We start from the raw sequence: 15,375 nt of genomic DNA on the forward strand, positions 1-15,375 counted from the left end.
CGAGCGGTTTACTCAGATGTCACTCTTCGCTCGAACGAGTTGGGTGCAACGTGCCACATTACCTGTTCAATATCATTCAAGCAGACACTTTGGATGAACTCACTTTTCGTACGATATGTTATTTTGAATCCCCAGGTGTCTTGATTGATATACTGTGTTTGATTGATTTGGAAAATCGCCTGATCATCATGTATCGTTGATATTGTTTCAAATGTCTCTCGTGCTGCTGAGTGATGCTCTTCCTCAGAGATATTGAGTTTGACTCTGAGCGGTCTCATGCGGTTATTAAAGTGTGCTCTATAAAATATGTACTGAGATTGGTTCGTATTAAATATAAAGAGCAAGGAGAATACCTGACTCTTTGATTCTCCTGAAAACTTATTGAGGAATTCAATCCAAAATCTTGTTATAGAGTAGCTACTGGTACTGTTGTGTAGGACCGATAGTTCAAAATGTTTCACGGAGTACTACAGGGTCAGGATGAATCCGACACTACCCTATATCAATCATCATTCGATTGTACGACTGGATATATAACGCCTCAATCGAACATTTAGTATAAAATCTACATGATTTATTATAGATGTATTCCGTGATGCACATCCACCGAACCCACCGAGCGAAAATCCTTAATCACAGCCAAGTGGCTGAGATGCTCGACAGGCACGGGTGAAGTGTATCGAAATTCCGGAACATTATCAGACCTAGTAGCTCACAGAAGAAGTGGGTGCTTGAGTAGACATGCATCAGTCACAATAGTTCTCTCGCATCGACTTAGTGAATTAGTTCACCCAGAAGTTTGTTGAATCACTAGGGTCTCGTTCGCACACCAGAAATCTCCGATTTCTGAGGGCGTCTTCAGGCCTGTCTTTTACACATAAGTTCGTGGAGTCGTAACCGGACGTGTCAGACACTGTCAGAGATATTTTGAACTCAGCAAATCGAGGCGAGAAGCGATTCAGACAGTGATACCGGCTGTGGGGGTGACGGAACGCCGGTAATCAACTCCACTACAATTGTTCCAAAGAGGTGTTGAAACTGTAGATACCGAGAATTTCAGTCGTGCTCGCCGATCCCGTTCCGCTAAAATCCTGACTCGAGTTGTGGGTAAGAGACAGGTCTTCAGGCGCGGGAGGATGTCAACTGATGATCTTACGACTCAGAATTGGTCGATAACGCTACTCGGACTGACAAACGTCATATACGAATCTGAGAGAACAATTCCACAAGCATTCCACAAGCGTTCAGTACGGAGAGTCGATATTTCTCAGTCGTCTGGTGTTCATTTTAGCTAAGTACATTAGGGTTGTCTTGATCAAGTGGGTCTTCAATATCACCGATGATTGTTTCCAGTAGATCGGTGACGGTCACCAACCCGGTGACCTCACCGTCTTCAATGACGAGCCCCATCTCTTGTTGTTCTGTCTGGAATTGGTCAATCGCATCGCTCACATCGGTATCGGGCGATAGTGTCATTGTCGGTGCTGCAAGTTCAATTAATGCATCATTATCATTAGACAGTTGCTCACGATGACTAAACAAAGCTGGGCTATAGACAATACCATGGAAGTCGCTCAATTCCCCACCGATTAGTGGATACCGTGTATGCGGATACTCTTCGAGCTTCTGGAAGTTCGATTCAGGGGAATCCTCAGTTGACAGGCTTATGATGTCATCAGCGGAAATCATAATTTCTCTCACCGACTGTTCGCCGATTGTCAACGCATTCATGATCTCCTCACGACGATCCGCAGGTAGTTCGCCCTGTTCAAGTACTGATCCAAGCCGGGTTCGGAGGTCAGCACGAGTTTCGATGACTTCTTTTTCGGTTTCTGTCCATGCTTGGGTCATCTCGATCCCAAACAGACCGAGTGTTCCCTTCGCAACCGAGTCGCCAACCCAGATGGCTGGAGCGAGTATCTTTGCAAACCAGTACAGTACCCGTGCCCCATATTGCGCAACCTGTTTGGAGCGCTCGACACCGAGATACGTGGGCGTCTGCTCTCCATGTGTCAGGTGGACCAAATTGATGATGAGGAATCCAAGCAGCGAACCAGCCCCGACCGATGCGAGCGTAGTGTTCTCGAATACGGGTTCGATCAGAGCCGCTAATCCAGGCTCGGCAATAATCCCAAGCGCAATACTCGTTGCGGAGATCCAAACCTGACAGGTAGTCAGATAAAACTCCAAATCATTGGTCATCTCCCAAGCGAGTTCAAGTCCGGGTGTGTCGAACTCTGATTTGGGGTACTGTCTGACACGGGTTAATGCAAACTCAATTGCGACAAAGTAGGCGTTCACCAAAATAAGAATGATACCACCGAAAATCCGTAATCCAATCTCGAGCGGTTCCATCATTGAATTGTAACAATAGTAGACGGAAATAGCTTTGATATTAAATAAATGATAAGATAAAATAAACAGAGTCTATGATGTTCTTTTCGGACGCCAAGCCACCGCACATGTCTCAGGAAGACTCGATGGTACCCATCAAATCAGCAATTGATTCAACGATTTTATTCGGTCGATATGCATACTCCGATACGTCTTGGCGGTTGGTTGATCCCGTTAATACAAGATACGTAATTAGACCAGCCTCAATGCCGGCTACCACATCCGTATCCATTCGATCACCGACCATCGCCGTAGATTTCGAGTGGGCTCCAAGTCGGTTCAACGCACTACGAATCATAATTGGATTGGGTTTCCCAACGAAGTATGGGTTCTTGCCAGTGGCCTCCGTGATGAGGGCGGCAACGGAGCCAGTGGCTGGAAGCGGACCCTCAGCCGAAGGAGCCGTCGCGTCTGGGTTTGTCACGATGAATCGCGCACCCTGGTTGATCAGCCGGACAGCCTCGGTGATGTTCTGAAATGAATATGTCCGACTCTCTCCAAGAACGACAAAATCTGGGTTAGTACTGGTAAGCGTGTAGCCCACGTCGTGAAGCGCCGTTTTCAACCCAGCCTCGCCAATTACGTACGCTGAAGCGTCCGGCATTTGATTCGAGACAAATTGTGCTGTAGCCACAGCTGAGGTCCAAATCCGGTCTTCTGGGATATTAATTCCAACTTCTGAGAGATGAGCAGCTAAATCGCGTCGTGTGTAAATTGCGTTGTTAGTTAGCACAAGGAACTGACGTTTTTGCTCTCTGAGTTGATGAATAAAATCCTCGGATCCTGGAAGAGCAGTATCGTCACGTATCAACACGCCGTCCATATCGATCAACCATGTCTCGGGTTGTTTCTCTGTATCAAACATCTTTACCGACACCTGCAGTTACTCATGCGAGTGACAAACTTCAGAGTTTATTACATGATAGAGTGTCAGTAATCCAGCCAAACGATCACTACAGCGTGCTGTTGCTCGTATCTACTCGTTTGAGACGAGAACCGACTATTATAACGCTTGTAGCGCTGGCTGCTGTGTTGAAGATCTGTATTCAGCGCAGCATCTTCGAGGATATGACCGATTAAGCATTTCAGCACATCACAGATCGAGTCGTCGATTATCGGTCAGGCGAAGTCCTCTTGACTATCAGATGAGTCCTCCAGAGAGTTTTATCCCAATCGAGACCGGGTTATATAGTATATGAGTCATGTTGAAGATACAGAAGAATTGCTTGAGGAGCTTGCAACACTGCCGACGCTCGCCCACCCAACGGTCTCCCCAGACGGGGATCAGGTCGCGTTCTATTATGATATCACTGGACGCAACGAGTTGCACATCCTCAATGTCGAGAGTGGTGAGGTAACTCAGTGGAGTGAGAGTGATGTTCCCCGGAATGCCCGATGGCCCATCAATTGGGCTGCCGACGGAGACAGCGTCTTTTTTCACCTCGATAATAACGGTAACGAGCAAAACGATATCTACCGGATTTCTCAGGATGGCAAGGCTGAGGCTGTTGTCGAAATGGACGGACAGGTCGCTATCAATGATATTGGTGAGGACGGCGATACACTGATTATTGGCTCCAGCCGCGACGGTCAGATGAATCTGTATAATCATGATCTCTCATCCGGCGAGACGGCAAAAATAACCGAGTACGAACGAGCCGCCGCCGGTGCTATTCTTTCACCGGAATGTGATCAAATCGCTTACGCGACAAATGAAAGCGACAACTTCGATAATCAGGATATCTACATTGCCGATACAGACGGGGCGACGACGCAAAATCTTGGTATTGGAGATACTGGTGCAGAAGCCTCGCCTGCTGATTGGGGACCAGACGGAGAGCGTCTTCTTATTTCAGACAACTCGACAGATCTCGGTCGACTTGGTGTTTATGATGTCAATTCTGAGGAACTAACGTGGTTTGAAAATGATGAATTTGAAGAGAGTCCAAAGGCGTTTCTGCCAGACGGCAAACGTGTCCTCGGCTATCGAAGCCGAGAAGCTGAATCTGTCCCAATTATTTACGATAGTGAGACCGGCGAGGCAACCGAGTTTGATCTCCCTGGTGGTGTTGCAAGTTTCGGTACGGAGGCGATTGTGGATAAAAATCGAGTTCTTCTGACCCACACTACTCCAACCCAGCGTCCGGAATTACTGATCTATAATATTGAGACACACGAGCACAAGACACTGGTCGAAGCGGAGTATGGTCCCTTCAGTACAGATGACTTCGCTGATGCAGACTACATTACTGTCGAATCTGATGGTGTCCCTGAGACTGATCAAGCGGCAGTTGAGCACGATCCCTATGAGGAGTTTGAGATTGGCGCACTATTATTCGACTCGGGACAGCGTCCGTCGCCACTCATTATTAACCCTCACGGCGGTCCGCGAGCACGCGACACCAAGCGATTTAATCTTTATAGCCAGGTGTTAGTCTCGCTTGGGTTCTCTGTTTTGCAGGTAAATTACCGTGGCTCGACTGGTCGGGGTCGAGAGTTTGTCGAAGAACTGTACGACGATTGGGGTGGTGCAGAGCAAGGCGATATCGTCACCATCACTGAACACGTTCTCGATGAGCATGACTGGCTTAATGATGACCAAGTTGTCGTCTTTGGAGGCTCCTACGGCGGGTATTCCGCGTACTGGCAGATGGTCCAGTATCCAGATCTATATGAGGCTGGAATTGCTTGGATTGGACTGACAGATCTTGAGGATATGTTCGAAACCACCATGCCGCACTTCCGGACCGAACTGATGGAGAAATACCTCGGTACGCCCACGGAGAATCCTGAAATCTATGAAGAGCGGTCTCCGGTAAACTATGTTTCGAACCTTGATGCTCCGATTTTCCTCATCCACGGCGTTAATGACCGACGCGTCCCCATCTCACAGGCTCGCATTTTCAAAGAGGCTCTTGAGGACCGTGACCTCGAAGAAACCGATGACTATGAGTATAAAGAATTGGGTGAAGAGGGTCACGCTTCCTCAGACCAAGACCAGAAACTCCGGACATTTCAAGCACTTGCGGACTTCTTAGACCGTCGGGTCGGTACGAATCCAAAATCTATCGTCGCTGACGACTAATGACAATTGGTGGCGATTTTATGTACTTTATTCAGTGTGACCGATTGGGATACTGCGGAATCTTTGTTCGTTATCATACAGAATCAAGGAGAATACCTGCCGGTTTAGTAGTTCACAGAAGAAGTAGATACTTGAGTAGACATGCATCAGTCAGAATAGTTCTCTCGCATCGAATGAGTGAATCAGTTCACCCAGAAGTTTGTTGAATCGCTACAGCCGCAGGATTAATCCGACAACTCGGAGTCAGTCTATGCTACGAAAGCCACTCTGAGACTTGACAATCCGCAACTTAAACTGACAGGCAGTTCCACATATCGGTAGGAATCAGGCTGGGAACCGAGCGATTCCCTCCAGTCCGCCGATGGCGGCCTGTCCGCCCCAAGCAATGAGACAATAATCCGAACCAGTCAAGTGAACGGTCGGTTCTGATACTGAATCGACGCAGATGCAAATGCAGTGCCCGACTGCTTGAACATAGCACAGAAATTAACTCCGAGTCCACAGAAGTCTGCCGGATTCTCCGGCACAACCGACTCCGGGAATCCGAACACGATGGAGAATGGGAGTACCGAGGGCTGAGATGTGGCACTCCCAGCAGTCCCACCCTCCTCGCCACAGTCCGTGAACCCCACACGGATTCTCACCGCACTGGAGTTCGGTGAGGCTGGAAACCTGAAATCTCCACCATTCACGCTCACGCTCACGATTCCTCCGCGTTTACGCCGAGGAGAATGTCAATCATGTTTGACCTCCTCCCACCGCTTCAGGAGGTGGGATTCCGCTCGCTACGTGTCAGCGACCTGTGTGTATTTTGTGACTGTCATATAACCGTAGTTCCATCTGTTCCTGAAATGGAGATATTTACCCATATGTCGTTGCTGAGAGGCAGAACGTCCGGGTCATTGACGTGTCAGCACGCGTTCACGTGCCAGTGTATGTCTCAGTTCAAATAACATTGGCTATATTGCCAACAGCTGATCACCAACACATAAATATCTGGAGCTGCCCCCTTACCGGAGGTATCAAACAGCAAAGAGTGAGACACGATATTATCAGACATACGTCAGACATATTGCGGAAGATTAACACTGAATGCAGACAGATAGTTGTATATTGGTGACTAAAGAGTGAGAAAGCATGTGGTCTAATGAGCCACGGTCGTTGCCCGACTGGGTTGAACAAGGATATCAGATCCTGTCGGTTGAGATTGCAGACGCTGATAGTGAGGAACTCGCTCGCGATCGCGCCGGTAGGGAACTCATTGCTCACAGAGAATTTACCGATGAGTTATCCGATGCAGAGTACGCAATTGAGCAATTATTGAATTCAGGATGGCTCTACGAAGTCGATGGTAAACTTCGAGTCACGGATCCTGAGTTGGAACACGACGGCGGTTGAATTTTGAAAGGGACCTCAACGAAATAACCTCTTTATATAATCAAGAACCTGATAAGTTGCGCACATAGTGGTAGGTTTGACCTCATCGCACGGTTCAGTATGAACGTGATCAGTACAAGGGGCAAATAACTCATATTGACAGAATGCTCCTCTTTCGCCTCGTGAACCGCCTCGGAGTCAAGCCCCGAGGCTTCCCGTGGTTTAGTCGGACACTCCCACTCGACCATCGGTAGAACTTGGCGTCGAAAGTATCGAACCGCCAGCCAATCCATTTAATATGAGCGGGACGTTTCCTCATGTGGGACAGATTGAGGCTGCTGAAGATCTCTATACCAATCTTGAGTTTGCTGGACCTCTTTCACCTGAGGAGATGCAATCGCGATTGATTGAGGAGAGTCTTTAGCGTCGTGCTGAGCACGTCAGAGAATTAGCGGTCAGGATTGAAGTTGCACGTCAAGAAATCTTAGCGGATAAACTGTCGGAGACATAGCGTACGGAGCGGATGCACCACGTTGCAACGATGGATATAGAGTTTGATAAGGTATTTCCAGCAAGAGGGAACGTTTACCGAGCAAAAAGGCAGTGAGCTGACATTGATTGAGTTTGAGATCCTTGCTGCGGTTGAACGCGATCATGAAATCAAGATTGAGTCCGCGACCTATATAAATAGGCGAGTATATTGAGTAAATATATATTATCATGACGAACTGTATCGTTGGGAATCTTCAGGATCAAGCAACTGTTGAGGAACGCGTCGAGTCGGGAGCCGCTCCTGACTGGGTTACTGCCCACTGGAACACCTTCCGCGATGGGCTGCTTGGCGAGCGCAATGACGCGCCGTTTCCCTGTTTTTTCGGCGCTGAATCTGTTGCTAACGGTGATCCGCTGTACACTGCAGTCTCTTCAATGACTGAAAAGAATGCACTACTGAATCTGGGTCGAACGCTTCTTTCATATCTTGAAATATACCAAGACTACAGTGACCGTGCATCCCTGGTTGTATTTTTTAGGCCTCCTAATCAGGAACTCTCAGAGGGCGAGTATCACGAGGCATTGTGGCATATTCTCCAATTCCTGCATGTGCATGATACCAAACCGTGGCCCAAAGATATCCCGACTGATCCAGACGATCCACACTGGGAGTTCTCCTTTGGCGGTGAACCGATGTTCCCAACCTGTCGAGCACCATTTTATGATACTCGGAAAAGCCGCTACTGCCCAATTGGTCTTGAGATTACATTCCAACCACGAGCACTATTTGAGAATCTTGGAGTAACAGCTGACACTGATATGGGAGAACGCGCCAGAGAAACTATCCAAGACCGCTTAGAGGATTATGACGGTGTCTGTCCGCACGCGGATCTTGGTGACTGGGGAGTCGAAGAGGACCGAGAATGGCCTCAATATATGTTCTCGTCAGACGACAAGCAGGCACCCGATGAGTGCCCAATCAACATTACACGTGAGTATCCGAAATCGAACCGGCTGTTAGATGACGAAAATCTCCTGAGTCCACCGGCATAGTCAATGTTATCCACACCCCCAGTGTTATTACTGGTTGATTTTCAACAAGGATTTGATCATTCCGAATGGGGAACTCGCAATAATCCTGACGCCGAAGCAAACGCTGCACGATTGCTCTCATTCTGGCGGGAACGTGATCGTCCGATTGTCCACATTCGACATAACTCGACTGAATCAGATTCCCCGCTTCAAAAGGGTCAACCAGGGTTCGATTACAAGGCTGCTCTTTCTCCGACGGGAGACGAACCAGAATTCATTAAACGAGTTAATGGTGCATTCATCGATACCGGGTTACAGCAGTGGCTGCATGAACAGAATTATGAAACGCTTGTCATTTGTGGCTTGACGACCGACCATTGTGTTTCAACAACGGCTAGAATGGCTGAAAACCGTGGGTTTGAGATCTATATCGTTGCAGATGCAACAGCAACGTTCGACCGAACACTGAATAGTGAACATTTTGATGCGCCTGTCGTCCATCGCACTGCTCTGGCACACCTCAGCGATGAGTTCGCAACGATTATTCCAACCGAGCAGGCAAAGCACATAGACTGATTCTTTCACCCAGTAAATACCCATGTCAGGTACCCACTGCTAAAGGGCTGTCTCTTACCCATGAGTTCGTGGAGTCGTAACCGGACGTTTCAGACGCTCTCAGAGGTATTTTGAACTAAAAAAATCGAGGCGAGAAGCGATTCAGACAGTGATACCGGCTGTAGGGGTTACAGAACGCCGGTAATCAACTCCACTACAATTGTTCCAAAGAGATCCTGAAACTGTAGATACCGAGGATTTCAGTCGGGCTCGCCGATCCCGCTCAGCACATTCCTCTACTGTATAATACATATTATTTACACTTATTTATTGACATTAGGGAGTCAACCTGCTACAGTATTGTAGTTGATTCACAGTTGGCGGCTTCCTCCCACACGGCTAAGGCTGTGGTTTCCGCCTCGAAACTGTATAAATCACCGCTACTTCACATCAGGTATTGTATACATGTATTTTCAAGCATTCTCAATATACCGACTCGTCGTTATTCACTCGCCATTTGTTGCAGCATCAGAAAGACTGCAGTCACATTGATGTTGTAGTCATGTTTCATACAAAGTATGGATATTGATCAGTTCACTACTGAGCATAGCTCAACTGAGACTGCCGAAATGTTTGAACTTGAGAACTCGTATACGCTTGATATTGATATTACTGGGACTGTCATGGCAAAAGCTGGCTCGATGGTCGCTTACAAGGGGAACCTTTCATTCACTGGTCAGTCCTCAGCTGAAGGTGGGATCACGGGATTTCTTAAGGAAGCTGCGAGCGGCGAGGGCACACCGGTGATGACGGTTGAGGGAGATGGACAGCTATACCTTGCCGATCAGCAAAAAAAGGTTCAATTGCTGAAACTCGATGCTGATGAGGCAATCACCGTTAATGGTGAAGATGTTCTTGCATTCGAGAATGATGTATCCTTCAAAATTGACACAATCGATAGCCTTGCAGGCTCACTCGCTGGTGGTCTCACCAATGTATATCTCCAGGGTCCCGGATATATCGCAATCACCACTCATGGTGATCCAATTGTGTTAGATCGCCCCGTTTCGACCGACCCAAGCGCGACGGTCGCCTGGGGTGGCACCGACCCATCTATTGAGGTGAATAAGAATCTATCTGATATGGTTGGTCAAGAGTCGGGTGAGCGGTTACAGATGGACTTTGACAGCTCTGATGGCTTCGTCGTTGTCCAACCATACGAAGAACTTGCATAGACCGGGTTGTCATCACCGGTATTCGTGATAGTTTCAAACATGGCAGTCCTGTTTCAATACAACGCCTGGCTGAGCAATTCACGCACTATATACGAAAGCAATACTATGGCTCTTGATTATCACAGCTATATTATTGATGCAAATTCGAGGAGATAGAAGACTGCTGATTGTTCTGCTAGCAGCAGGTCATCGGTCGATACAATTCGAAACCTCAGACCGTGACGACGATGTCACTATCAGATAACTGATATATCATCTCATGAAAATCACTTTCCTGCGAAGTTCAACCTGGAGACTGAATGGAGATATGTGCGTGTGATTCAATCTGATGCTCCGACACGCGTTGCGAAGGCTATCTTAGCCAATTTCGTCGTTTTTGTCGGCGTTGTCGTACTTGAGTGGTCAGTTGGTGCATTATTATTTGTCTATTGGGTAGAGGCAGCCGTCGTTACGGTCCGAGGAGCAGTTCAAGGCTTATTTGCACAGCGTCAACCAGAGGATACTGCACTCACATCTCTCCCTGGGCAGTCGTGGGATGAAAAACGCGGTGGTGTCTCGTTTGGACCATTTCCACCGGTCTATCCCCGCAATATCCACGTTGTCCTCAGCGGACTCTTTGCGATGCTTATTTTCTGGCCAATCGCTGGTTCCATTGTAGTTGTTGCTGTCGAGTCCAGTTCTGGGGGAATCCCCGTCGGGAGTCTTGCGCTCGCAGTGTTCGGTGTAATCGCCAGCCATGTCATCGGGATTGGCGAGTATTTTTGGACCACACAGTACGCCGATTGGTCCGTTCGGTCAGCAATGTCCGGAAGCTATGTGCTTGGTGTATTTGTCCTCGGGATTGGTGGGCTCTACGCGCTCGACGCGATTGGGCAGACTGCGCCGGTGGGAATATTGATTGTTGCGACCACAGTCAAACTCCTTGTCGATCTCTCTCGAGGTGCACTCGGATTCGGGTTAGGTAGTAGCCTGAGTCCCGCCGACTGGGCAGATGAATCAGTTGAACGGCAGGTGCCAGACGGCGACCCGATTGCAGTGTTCGAAACAGACCGTCGAAGTCTCCTCATCAGAGCGCCGGGATTGACTCCGTTGATTCTGATAGCGCCACCGTATGCCATCCTCCCACTTTTCGCGGGGGTCATTGGGTTGTTCGTCAGTACCCAGGCTGGGGTCGTGACACTCAGCGCTGCGACCGCCTTGGTCGCTGGTGGTCGGGTCATCGGGGTTGACGTAGAGCGTGGGCATTTGGAGTATCAGGTGTACCCGCATCAGATCGTCGCTTACGATACCCTGCTTGAGACGCCACAGTGGACAGTCCAACGGAAGACAATCGAAAATATCGCTATTAACTCGAGTATATATGATCTAATCCGTCCAGGGGCACCAACTGTCATTATATCGACGTATGGGGACGACCGGCGACTCTATGCGCTTGCATGTCCCAGAGGTCTCGTCAATATAATGCGTGATGAGGACCGTTGAGCGTCAGCGCTTGCCCACAACGACCGTCTCGGATCATCGAAATCGTCTGCGCGTCTGGTATCCGTCGTAAGGAATCATAAGTGAGTTTTCCAACTTTGGCGATTAATTCTGTGAGGCGATTCACTAAGTTATGGCATGATTCATGTATATAAAAATGAATACTAGCATAAAGTGATAAATACGTCTAAACTATCAGCGGACATCAAAAAGACATTTTTAATTGATATTAGCTTATGTACATATTATCACAGCTGTACTCTCATTATACTATCACCGGCTCGTATCGACTAAAAATCGATATCTGATACTCAAATATTTCTTAATATGTTATATGTATTTGACGACTTTTCACTTTACAACGTTTGGATTGACCCGAGATAACAAACTGACAAAAAAAATAAATTATGTAGCAGAGAAACTCGTTGCAAACGGTGGTTAATATTCAGGTGCTATAGTTGATGCACAGGTTGTTTACGCCGACTGCCCCGAGGTGAGTTCATGAGAGTCTATCTCGGTGATTTATACGCTAATACAGACTCATGTTACCACCTCATGTTTTCTACTCACTCAATATGCACTCATGCAACTTGAGCAGGATGAGAACACCACTTCTTATATTTAACAGCTGTATGTCTTTACCCCGATGATTCAACTGCCGGCACGGTTTGAGCCCGTGGAATCATCTCATTATCTTGGGAGACCCGCTTGAATTCGCCATAAGGATTGCGTCCCTGCTGGCGACATGGCGCCAGCAGGGACAGCAACGTTTCGTGAACGAACATCCCGCGGTCATTGCGGAGAGTTCCGATGATTTTCCGGAGAACTACGGGCTCACGGAGGGCGTTTTCAGCTGAATTATTCGTTGGAGAGACCGCTGGCTCACCAATGAAGGTGAGCCAGTGGTCGAGACCCCCTTCGATCTTCCCGAGTAGTGTTGCCACTGGTCCGTCAGGGACTGACCGTTCTATCAGCGATTCAAGCTCTCTCCGCGCCACAAGTTGGAGTTCTGCTCGCTCACGGACTGTCAAGTCGCTCTCCAGCCGGGTCTGGAGAGCGACGTACAGCTGCTTGAGGGCACGGTAGATTGGTTCGCCTTCCACCTGTTTGTCGGCGGCATCTTCAGCCTCCCGTAAAATATGCGCCCAACACCGCTGGAGGTTGCTGCTGAAAGCCGGATACGCCGTCCACCCATCACAGACGACCGTTCCCGCGAAGTCCTCGCCGAGGACTTCCGCGGGAACATCACTTCCTCGACTCTCTCTGACTGCGTACAGCGTGTGTTCCTCGGTGGTGAACGTCCAGATCCATGCCTGTTCGCCGTCGCGTTTGATTCCAGTCTCGTCAACGTGGACAACGCCGGCTTGCTGGATCTGACGGCGAATCTGTTCGTATTCACAGCGACCGGCGCGCGCAGCGCGCTCGGTCGAGTGCCATGCGGACGCGCCTGACAGTTCCAGTCCGTGGAGTTGTTCGAAGCGATCGCCGATCTTCCGGTAGGGAAGGCGGTGATCGTACCGAGAGAGCGCCGCCTGTGCAATGACATTCACCCCGAACTGCCCCTCATCGGGGCAGTCGGGATGTGAGGCGACAGTTTCGGCACCACAAGAGTGACACTCGTAGTGGTGGCGGTTGTACTGTGTGACCTCTGGCGGCTGTGGATCCGGGAGTTCCTCGACGAGTCGGGGGCTGACGCCCGCCGACTCGTCGAACACTTCACCACAGTCTGGACAGCAGTCACAGGTAACCTCGATTTCTCGATCAGGGTCAGGAGCGTCGCGCCATTCCGGATCATGTCCGGACTTTCGACCAGGGGTGCCACCGTCAGTACGTGGTTGTTCGTCGTCCTCGTCCACACCGGACGAGGACGACTCCTCCTGGTCCGATTGGTCTTTGCTCGGTGGTGTATGTGGTCCCTCGTACCACCGAAGCTTGGCTCTGAGACGCTTGTTCTCTTTCCGGAGTTGCTGATTTGCTTGCTTGAGCTCTTTATTCTCCTGCTCAAGTTCATCAATGCGATTTTCGAGATGAGTGATCCGCTCAAGCAGTTGCTCCACCTTCTTATCAGTGACCATCACAATACACCTCAACCAGTGCAGACGACACAGGACGGTCTCCGGTAATGGCTTAGAGAACTTTTGAAAACTAAGACGTAGCAAGAAAATAACAGACTAAGACAGCTGTGCACCAAGTGCACAGCGATTTAACAGCGTTTTCGGATCACTATTACTCTACAGGAATCTTCTTTTTCTGAGTTACCGGGCTCCAAAACCAGCCGGGAGAAATCTTGATACGGTAATTTTCACCGCTCACGTATAAACCACAAATTCACCGTACCACGCTCCCTGAGAATAACGAATAGAGACCGGTTACCTCCAGAATTGAGAATTAATTTGCAAATCGCGTCGCGGTCATTAAGGGAGACCGTCCCTCAGAAAACACCTTGTCGTCTGCATTGCTCTATCGCAGAGTCAAGAGCAATTTACTAGAGAGTGGCGAAATCGTTCTGGGAGTAAACACATACTAACAGCTATTGTATTGATATCGGCATTTATATTAGTTCCAATCCACCGCTGACCAGACGAAATCCGATCACGGTGAGAAGTCCTAAGACGACAAGTCTGCGAGAACGCTCACTAGCAGTAACTCGGAGACGCTTCCCGATAGTGACTCCAATCGCGGCTGGGACGGCAGCGGCAATGGACACGAGTAGAAGCGCTTGATTCGGATATAGTCCAAGGAGACTCGCCACACCAATACGAATCCCGTTCAATCCCAGGAATACGAGTGCAACGACACCAACAAAGAGTCCATGAGAAAGCTCAAAACTTCGAAGATACGCAATGAGTTGCACACCAACATTCGTTCCGCCAAACAGCAGTCCGGAAACCCCACCCACACCAACCATTCCAATTCGCGTATGAGTAATATTTCTGCTCCCACCCATTGACCATTTTGGAAGAGGAATACGCTGTTGAGCGGTCACAACGAATCCAAGTGTCAGAGCCCCGAGACCAACGCGCAATGGAGCGGTCGGGATGCTATCGAGGACTGCCATCCCAACAACTGTTCCGACTAGTGCTGCAGCAATGAGTGGACTAAACCGTCGACTACAATTTTGAAGCTCATCTCGGGAGAGTTCACGGACCAGCGAGAGATTTACAGCAAGAATCGGGATAATCATGAAGACAACTGCCGTTGCTGGATCGATTACCGTTGCGAGTGCCATCGTCCCGACAAGGGCAAACCCAAAGCCAGCAAGTCCATTTGTCGTTCCGGCAACAAGCATAACAAGCGCCATTGCTGCGACTATCGGTCCCTCAAGTGCTACGATCATTTATCGACACTCATGAGTTGCTCATGTGGAACCGGAAGCGTGCCGCAACTGATAACATTGCAAGTCAAATTTTCAGTCGTTGTACACTCATCAGTTCTGTGCGCTGTCTGGGTGTCGAAGCCAAGCTTAATCATTGGAATCGCATTATATCGAAGCAGCTTAATCTTGCCATCACCGGTCGCGCTTCGCCGGTAGACCTGCTCATCACCGACATGTCCGGCTGCTTGCGTGCTTGTTTCGACAATGGGACTCTCAAGTGGTTCATATGATCTACAACTCGATGAAATATCAGTGATTTCGATGTTATTCATTTCAGTGAAGTAGCTCTGTATCCCGCTAAGTGCCTTCTTCGTATCAATATTAGCACTCAGTCGAATGTAATCATGACA

Annotated in this window: 14 protein-coding genes; 7 read left to right on the forward strand and 7 right to left on the reverse strand. The window is 48.8% G+C overall.

Annotation, left to right across the window (positions count from 1 at the left end; translation table 11 throughout):
• Positions 1 to 8: 8 nt before the first annotated feature.
• From HQRW_RS06740 to HQRW_RS06750, 3 genes are all read right to left on the reverse strand, one after another.
• Positions 9 to 278, reverse strand: a complete 270-nt coding sequence (locus HQRW_RS06740; RefSeq protein ID WP_048066751.1) for a hypothetical protein — start codon at positions 276 to 278, stop codon at positions 9 to 11.
• A 1,009-nt stretch (positions 279 to 1,287) separates the two neighbouring features.
• Complete coding sequence (locus tag HQRW_RS06745) at positions 1,288 to 2,355, reverse strand: CNNM domain-containing protein (RefSeq protein ID WP_173252949.1); 1,068 nt, start codon at positions 2,353 to 2,355, stop codon at positions 1,288 to 1,290.
• 112 nt (positions 2,356 to 2,467) lie between these two features.
• Entirely contained in the window at positions 2,468 to 3,259 is a 792-nt protein-coding gene (locus HQRW_RS06750) for an HAD-IIA family hydrolase (protein ID WP_014555999.1), read from the reverse strand.
• A gap of 330 nt (positions 3,260 to 3,589) precedes the next feature.
• Here HQRW_RS06750 and HQRW_RS06755 point away from each other — a divergent pair, with 330 nt between their 5' ends.
• A complete protein-coding gene (locus HQRW_RS06755; RefSeq protein ID WP_014556000.1) occupies positions 3,590 to 5,479 on the forward strand; it encodes a S9 family peptidase in 1,890 nt (629 codons plus the stop codon).
• A 407-nt stretch (positions 5,480 to 5,886) separates the two neighbouring features.
• Here the strand turns inward: HQRW_RS06755 and HQRW_RS06760 are convergent, their stop codons facing one another.
• Entirely contained in the window at positions 5,887 to 6,111 is a 225-nt protein-coding gene (locus HQRW_RS06760; RefSeq protein WP_049891796.1) for a hypothetical protein, read from the reverse strand.
• 505 nt (positions 6,112 to 6,616) lie between these two features.
• Between HQRW_RS06760 and HQRW_RS06765 the strand changes: the two genes are divergently transcribed.
• The 6 genes from HQRW_RS06765 (at position 6,617) to HQRW_RS06795 (ending at position 11,652) form a co-directional block, all read left to right on the forward strand.
• Positions 6,617 to 6,877, forward strand: coding sequence for a hypothetical protein (locus HQRW_RS06765; protein WP_014556001.1), 261 nt, complete (start codon positions 6,617 to 6,619; stop codon positions 6,875 to 6,877).
• Positions 6,878 to 7,154: 277 nt separating this feature from the next.
• Positions 7,155 to 7,280, forward strand: a complete 126-nt coding sequence (locus tag HQRW_RS16700; protein WP_269448589.1) for a hypothetical protein — start codon at positions 7,155 to 7,157, stop codon at positions 7,278 to 7,280.
• Positions 7,281 to 7,576: 296 nt separating this feature from the next.
• Positions 7,577 to 8,401, forward strand: coding sequence for a YqcI/YcgG family protein (locus HQRW_RS06780; protein ID WP_014556002.1), 825 nt, complete (start codon positions 7,577 to 7,579; stop codon positions 8,399 to 8,401).
• A 3-nt stretch (positions 8,402 to 8,404) separates the two neighbouring features.
• Positions 8,405 to 8,956, forward strand: a complete 552-nt coding sequence (locus HQRW_RS06785; protein WP_014556003.1) for a cysteine hydrolase family protein — start codon at positions 8,405 to 8,407, stop codon at positions 8,954 to 8,956.
• A gap of 557 nt (positions 8,957 to 9,513) precedes the next feature.
• On the forward strand, positions 9,514 to 10,170 hold the full coding sequence (locus HQRW_RS06790) for an AIM24 family protein (protein WP_011571535.1): 657 nt from the start codon (positions 9,514 to 9,516) through the stop codon (positions 10,168 to 10,170).
• A 315-nt stretch (positions 10,171 to 10,485) separates the two neighbouring features.
• Positions 10,486 to 11,652 carry a DUF6498-containing protein gene (locus tag HQRW_RS06795; protein ID WP_231852464.1) on the forward strand — a complete coding sequence of 389 codons (1,167 nt, stop codon included), beginning with the start codon at positions 10,486 to 10,488 and terminating at the stop codon, positions 11,650 to 11,652.
• Positions 11,653 to 12,287: 635 nt separating this feature from the next.
• Here HQRW_RS06795 and HQRW_RS06800 read toward each other — a convergent pair.
• The 3 genes from HQRW_RS06800 to HQRW_RS06810 all read right to left on the reverse strand — a co-directional run bounded on the left by HQRW_RS06800 (position 12,288) and on the right by HQRW_RS06810 (position 15,297).
• Positions 12,288 to 13,724, reverse strand: a complete 1,437-nt coding sequence (locus tag HQRW_RS06800) for an IS66-like element ISHwa10 family transposase (RefSeq protein ID WP_014556005.1) — start codon at positions 13,722 to 13,724, stop codon at positions 12,288 to 12,290.
• A 476-nt stretch (positions 13,725 to 14,200) separates the two neighbouring features.
• Positions 14,201 to 14,986 (reverse strand): sulfite exporter TauE/SafE family protein, encoded by a 786-nt coding sequence (locus HQRW_RS06805; RefSeq protein ID WP_014556006.1) that lies wholly within the window; start codon positions 14,984 to 14,986, stop codon positions 14,201 to 14,203.
• The gene (locus tag HQRW_RS06810) at positions 14,983 to 15,297 is read right to left on the reverse strand and encodes a hypothetical protein (RefSeq protein WP_014556007.1); all 315 of its coding nucleotides are present in this window, start codon (positions 15,295 to 15,297) and stop codon (positions 14,983 to 14,985) included. The genes HQRW_RS06805 and HQRW_RS06810 overlap by 4 nt, the downstream gene beginning before the upstream one ends.
• Positions 15,298 to 15,375 lie beyond the last annotated feature (78 nt).

It is taken from the genome of Haloquadratum walsbyi C23, assembly GCF_000237865.1.
GTDB classification, from domain to species: Archaea; Halobacteriota; Halobacteria; order Halobacteriales; family Haloferacaceae; genus Haloquadratum; species Haloquadratum walsbyi.

Bases quoted from the DNA above. Each gene is read 5' to 3' on its own strand.
- HQRW_RS06755 (WP_014556000.1), top strand. From the start codon at position 3,590: ATGAGTCATGTTGAAGATACAGAAGAATTGCTTGAGGAGCTTGCAACA.
- HQRW_RS06810 (WP_014556007.1), bottom strand. From the start codon at position 15,297: ATGAATAACATCGAAATCACTGATATTTCATCGAGTTGTAGATCATAT.
- HQRW_RS06790 (WP_011571535.1), top strand. From the start codon at position 9,514: ATGGATATTGATCAGTTCACTACTGAGCATAGCTCAACTGAGACTGCC.
- HQRW_RS06800 (WP_014556005.1), bottom strand. From the start codon at position 13,724: ATGGTCACTGATAAGAAGGTGGAGCAACTGCTTGAGCGGATCACTCAT.
- HQRW_RS06805 (WP_014556006.1), bottom strand. From the start codon at position 14,986: ATGATCGTAGCACTTGAGGGACCGATAGTCGCAGCAATGGCGCTTGTT.
- HQRW_RS06745 (WP_173252949.1), bottom strand. From the start codon at position 2,355: ATGGAACCGCTCGAGATTGGATTACGGATTTTCGGTGGTATCATTCTT.
- HQRW_RS06785 (WP_014556003.1), top strand. From the start codon at position 8,405: ATGTTATCCACACCCCCAGTGTTATTACTGGTTGATTTTCAACAAGGA.
- HQRW_RS06750 (WP_014555999.1), bottom strand. From the start codon at position 3,259: ATGTTTGATACAGAGAAACAACCCGAGACATGGTTGATCGATATGGAC.
- HQRW_RS06780 (WP_014556002.1), top strand. From the start codon at position 7,577: ATGACGAACTGTATCGTTGGGAATCTTCAGGATCAAGCAACTGTTGAG.
- HQRW_RS16700 (WP_269448589.1), top strand. From the start codon at position 7,155: ATGAGCGGGACGTTTCCTCATGTGGGACAGATTGAGGCTGCTGAAGAT.
- HQRW_RS06740 (WP_048066751.1), bottom strand. From the start codon at position 278: ATGAGACCGCTCAGAGTCAAACTCAATATCTCTGAGGAAGAGCATCAC.
- HQRW_RS06765 (WP_014556001.1), top strand. From the start codon at position 6,617: ATGTGGTCTAATGAGCCACGGTCGTTGCCCGACTGGGTTGAACAAGGA.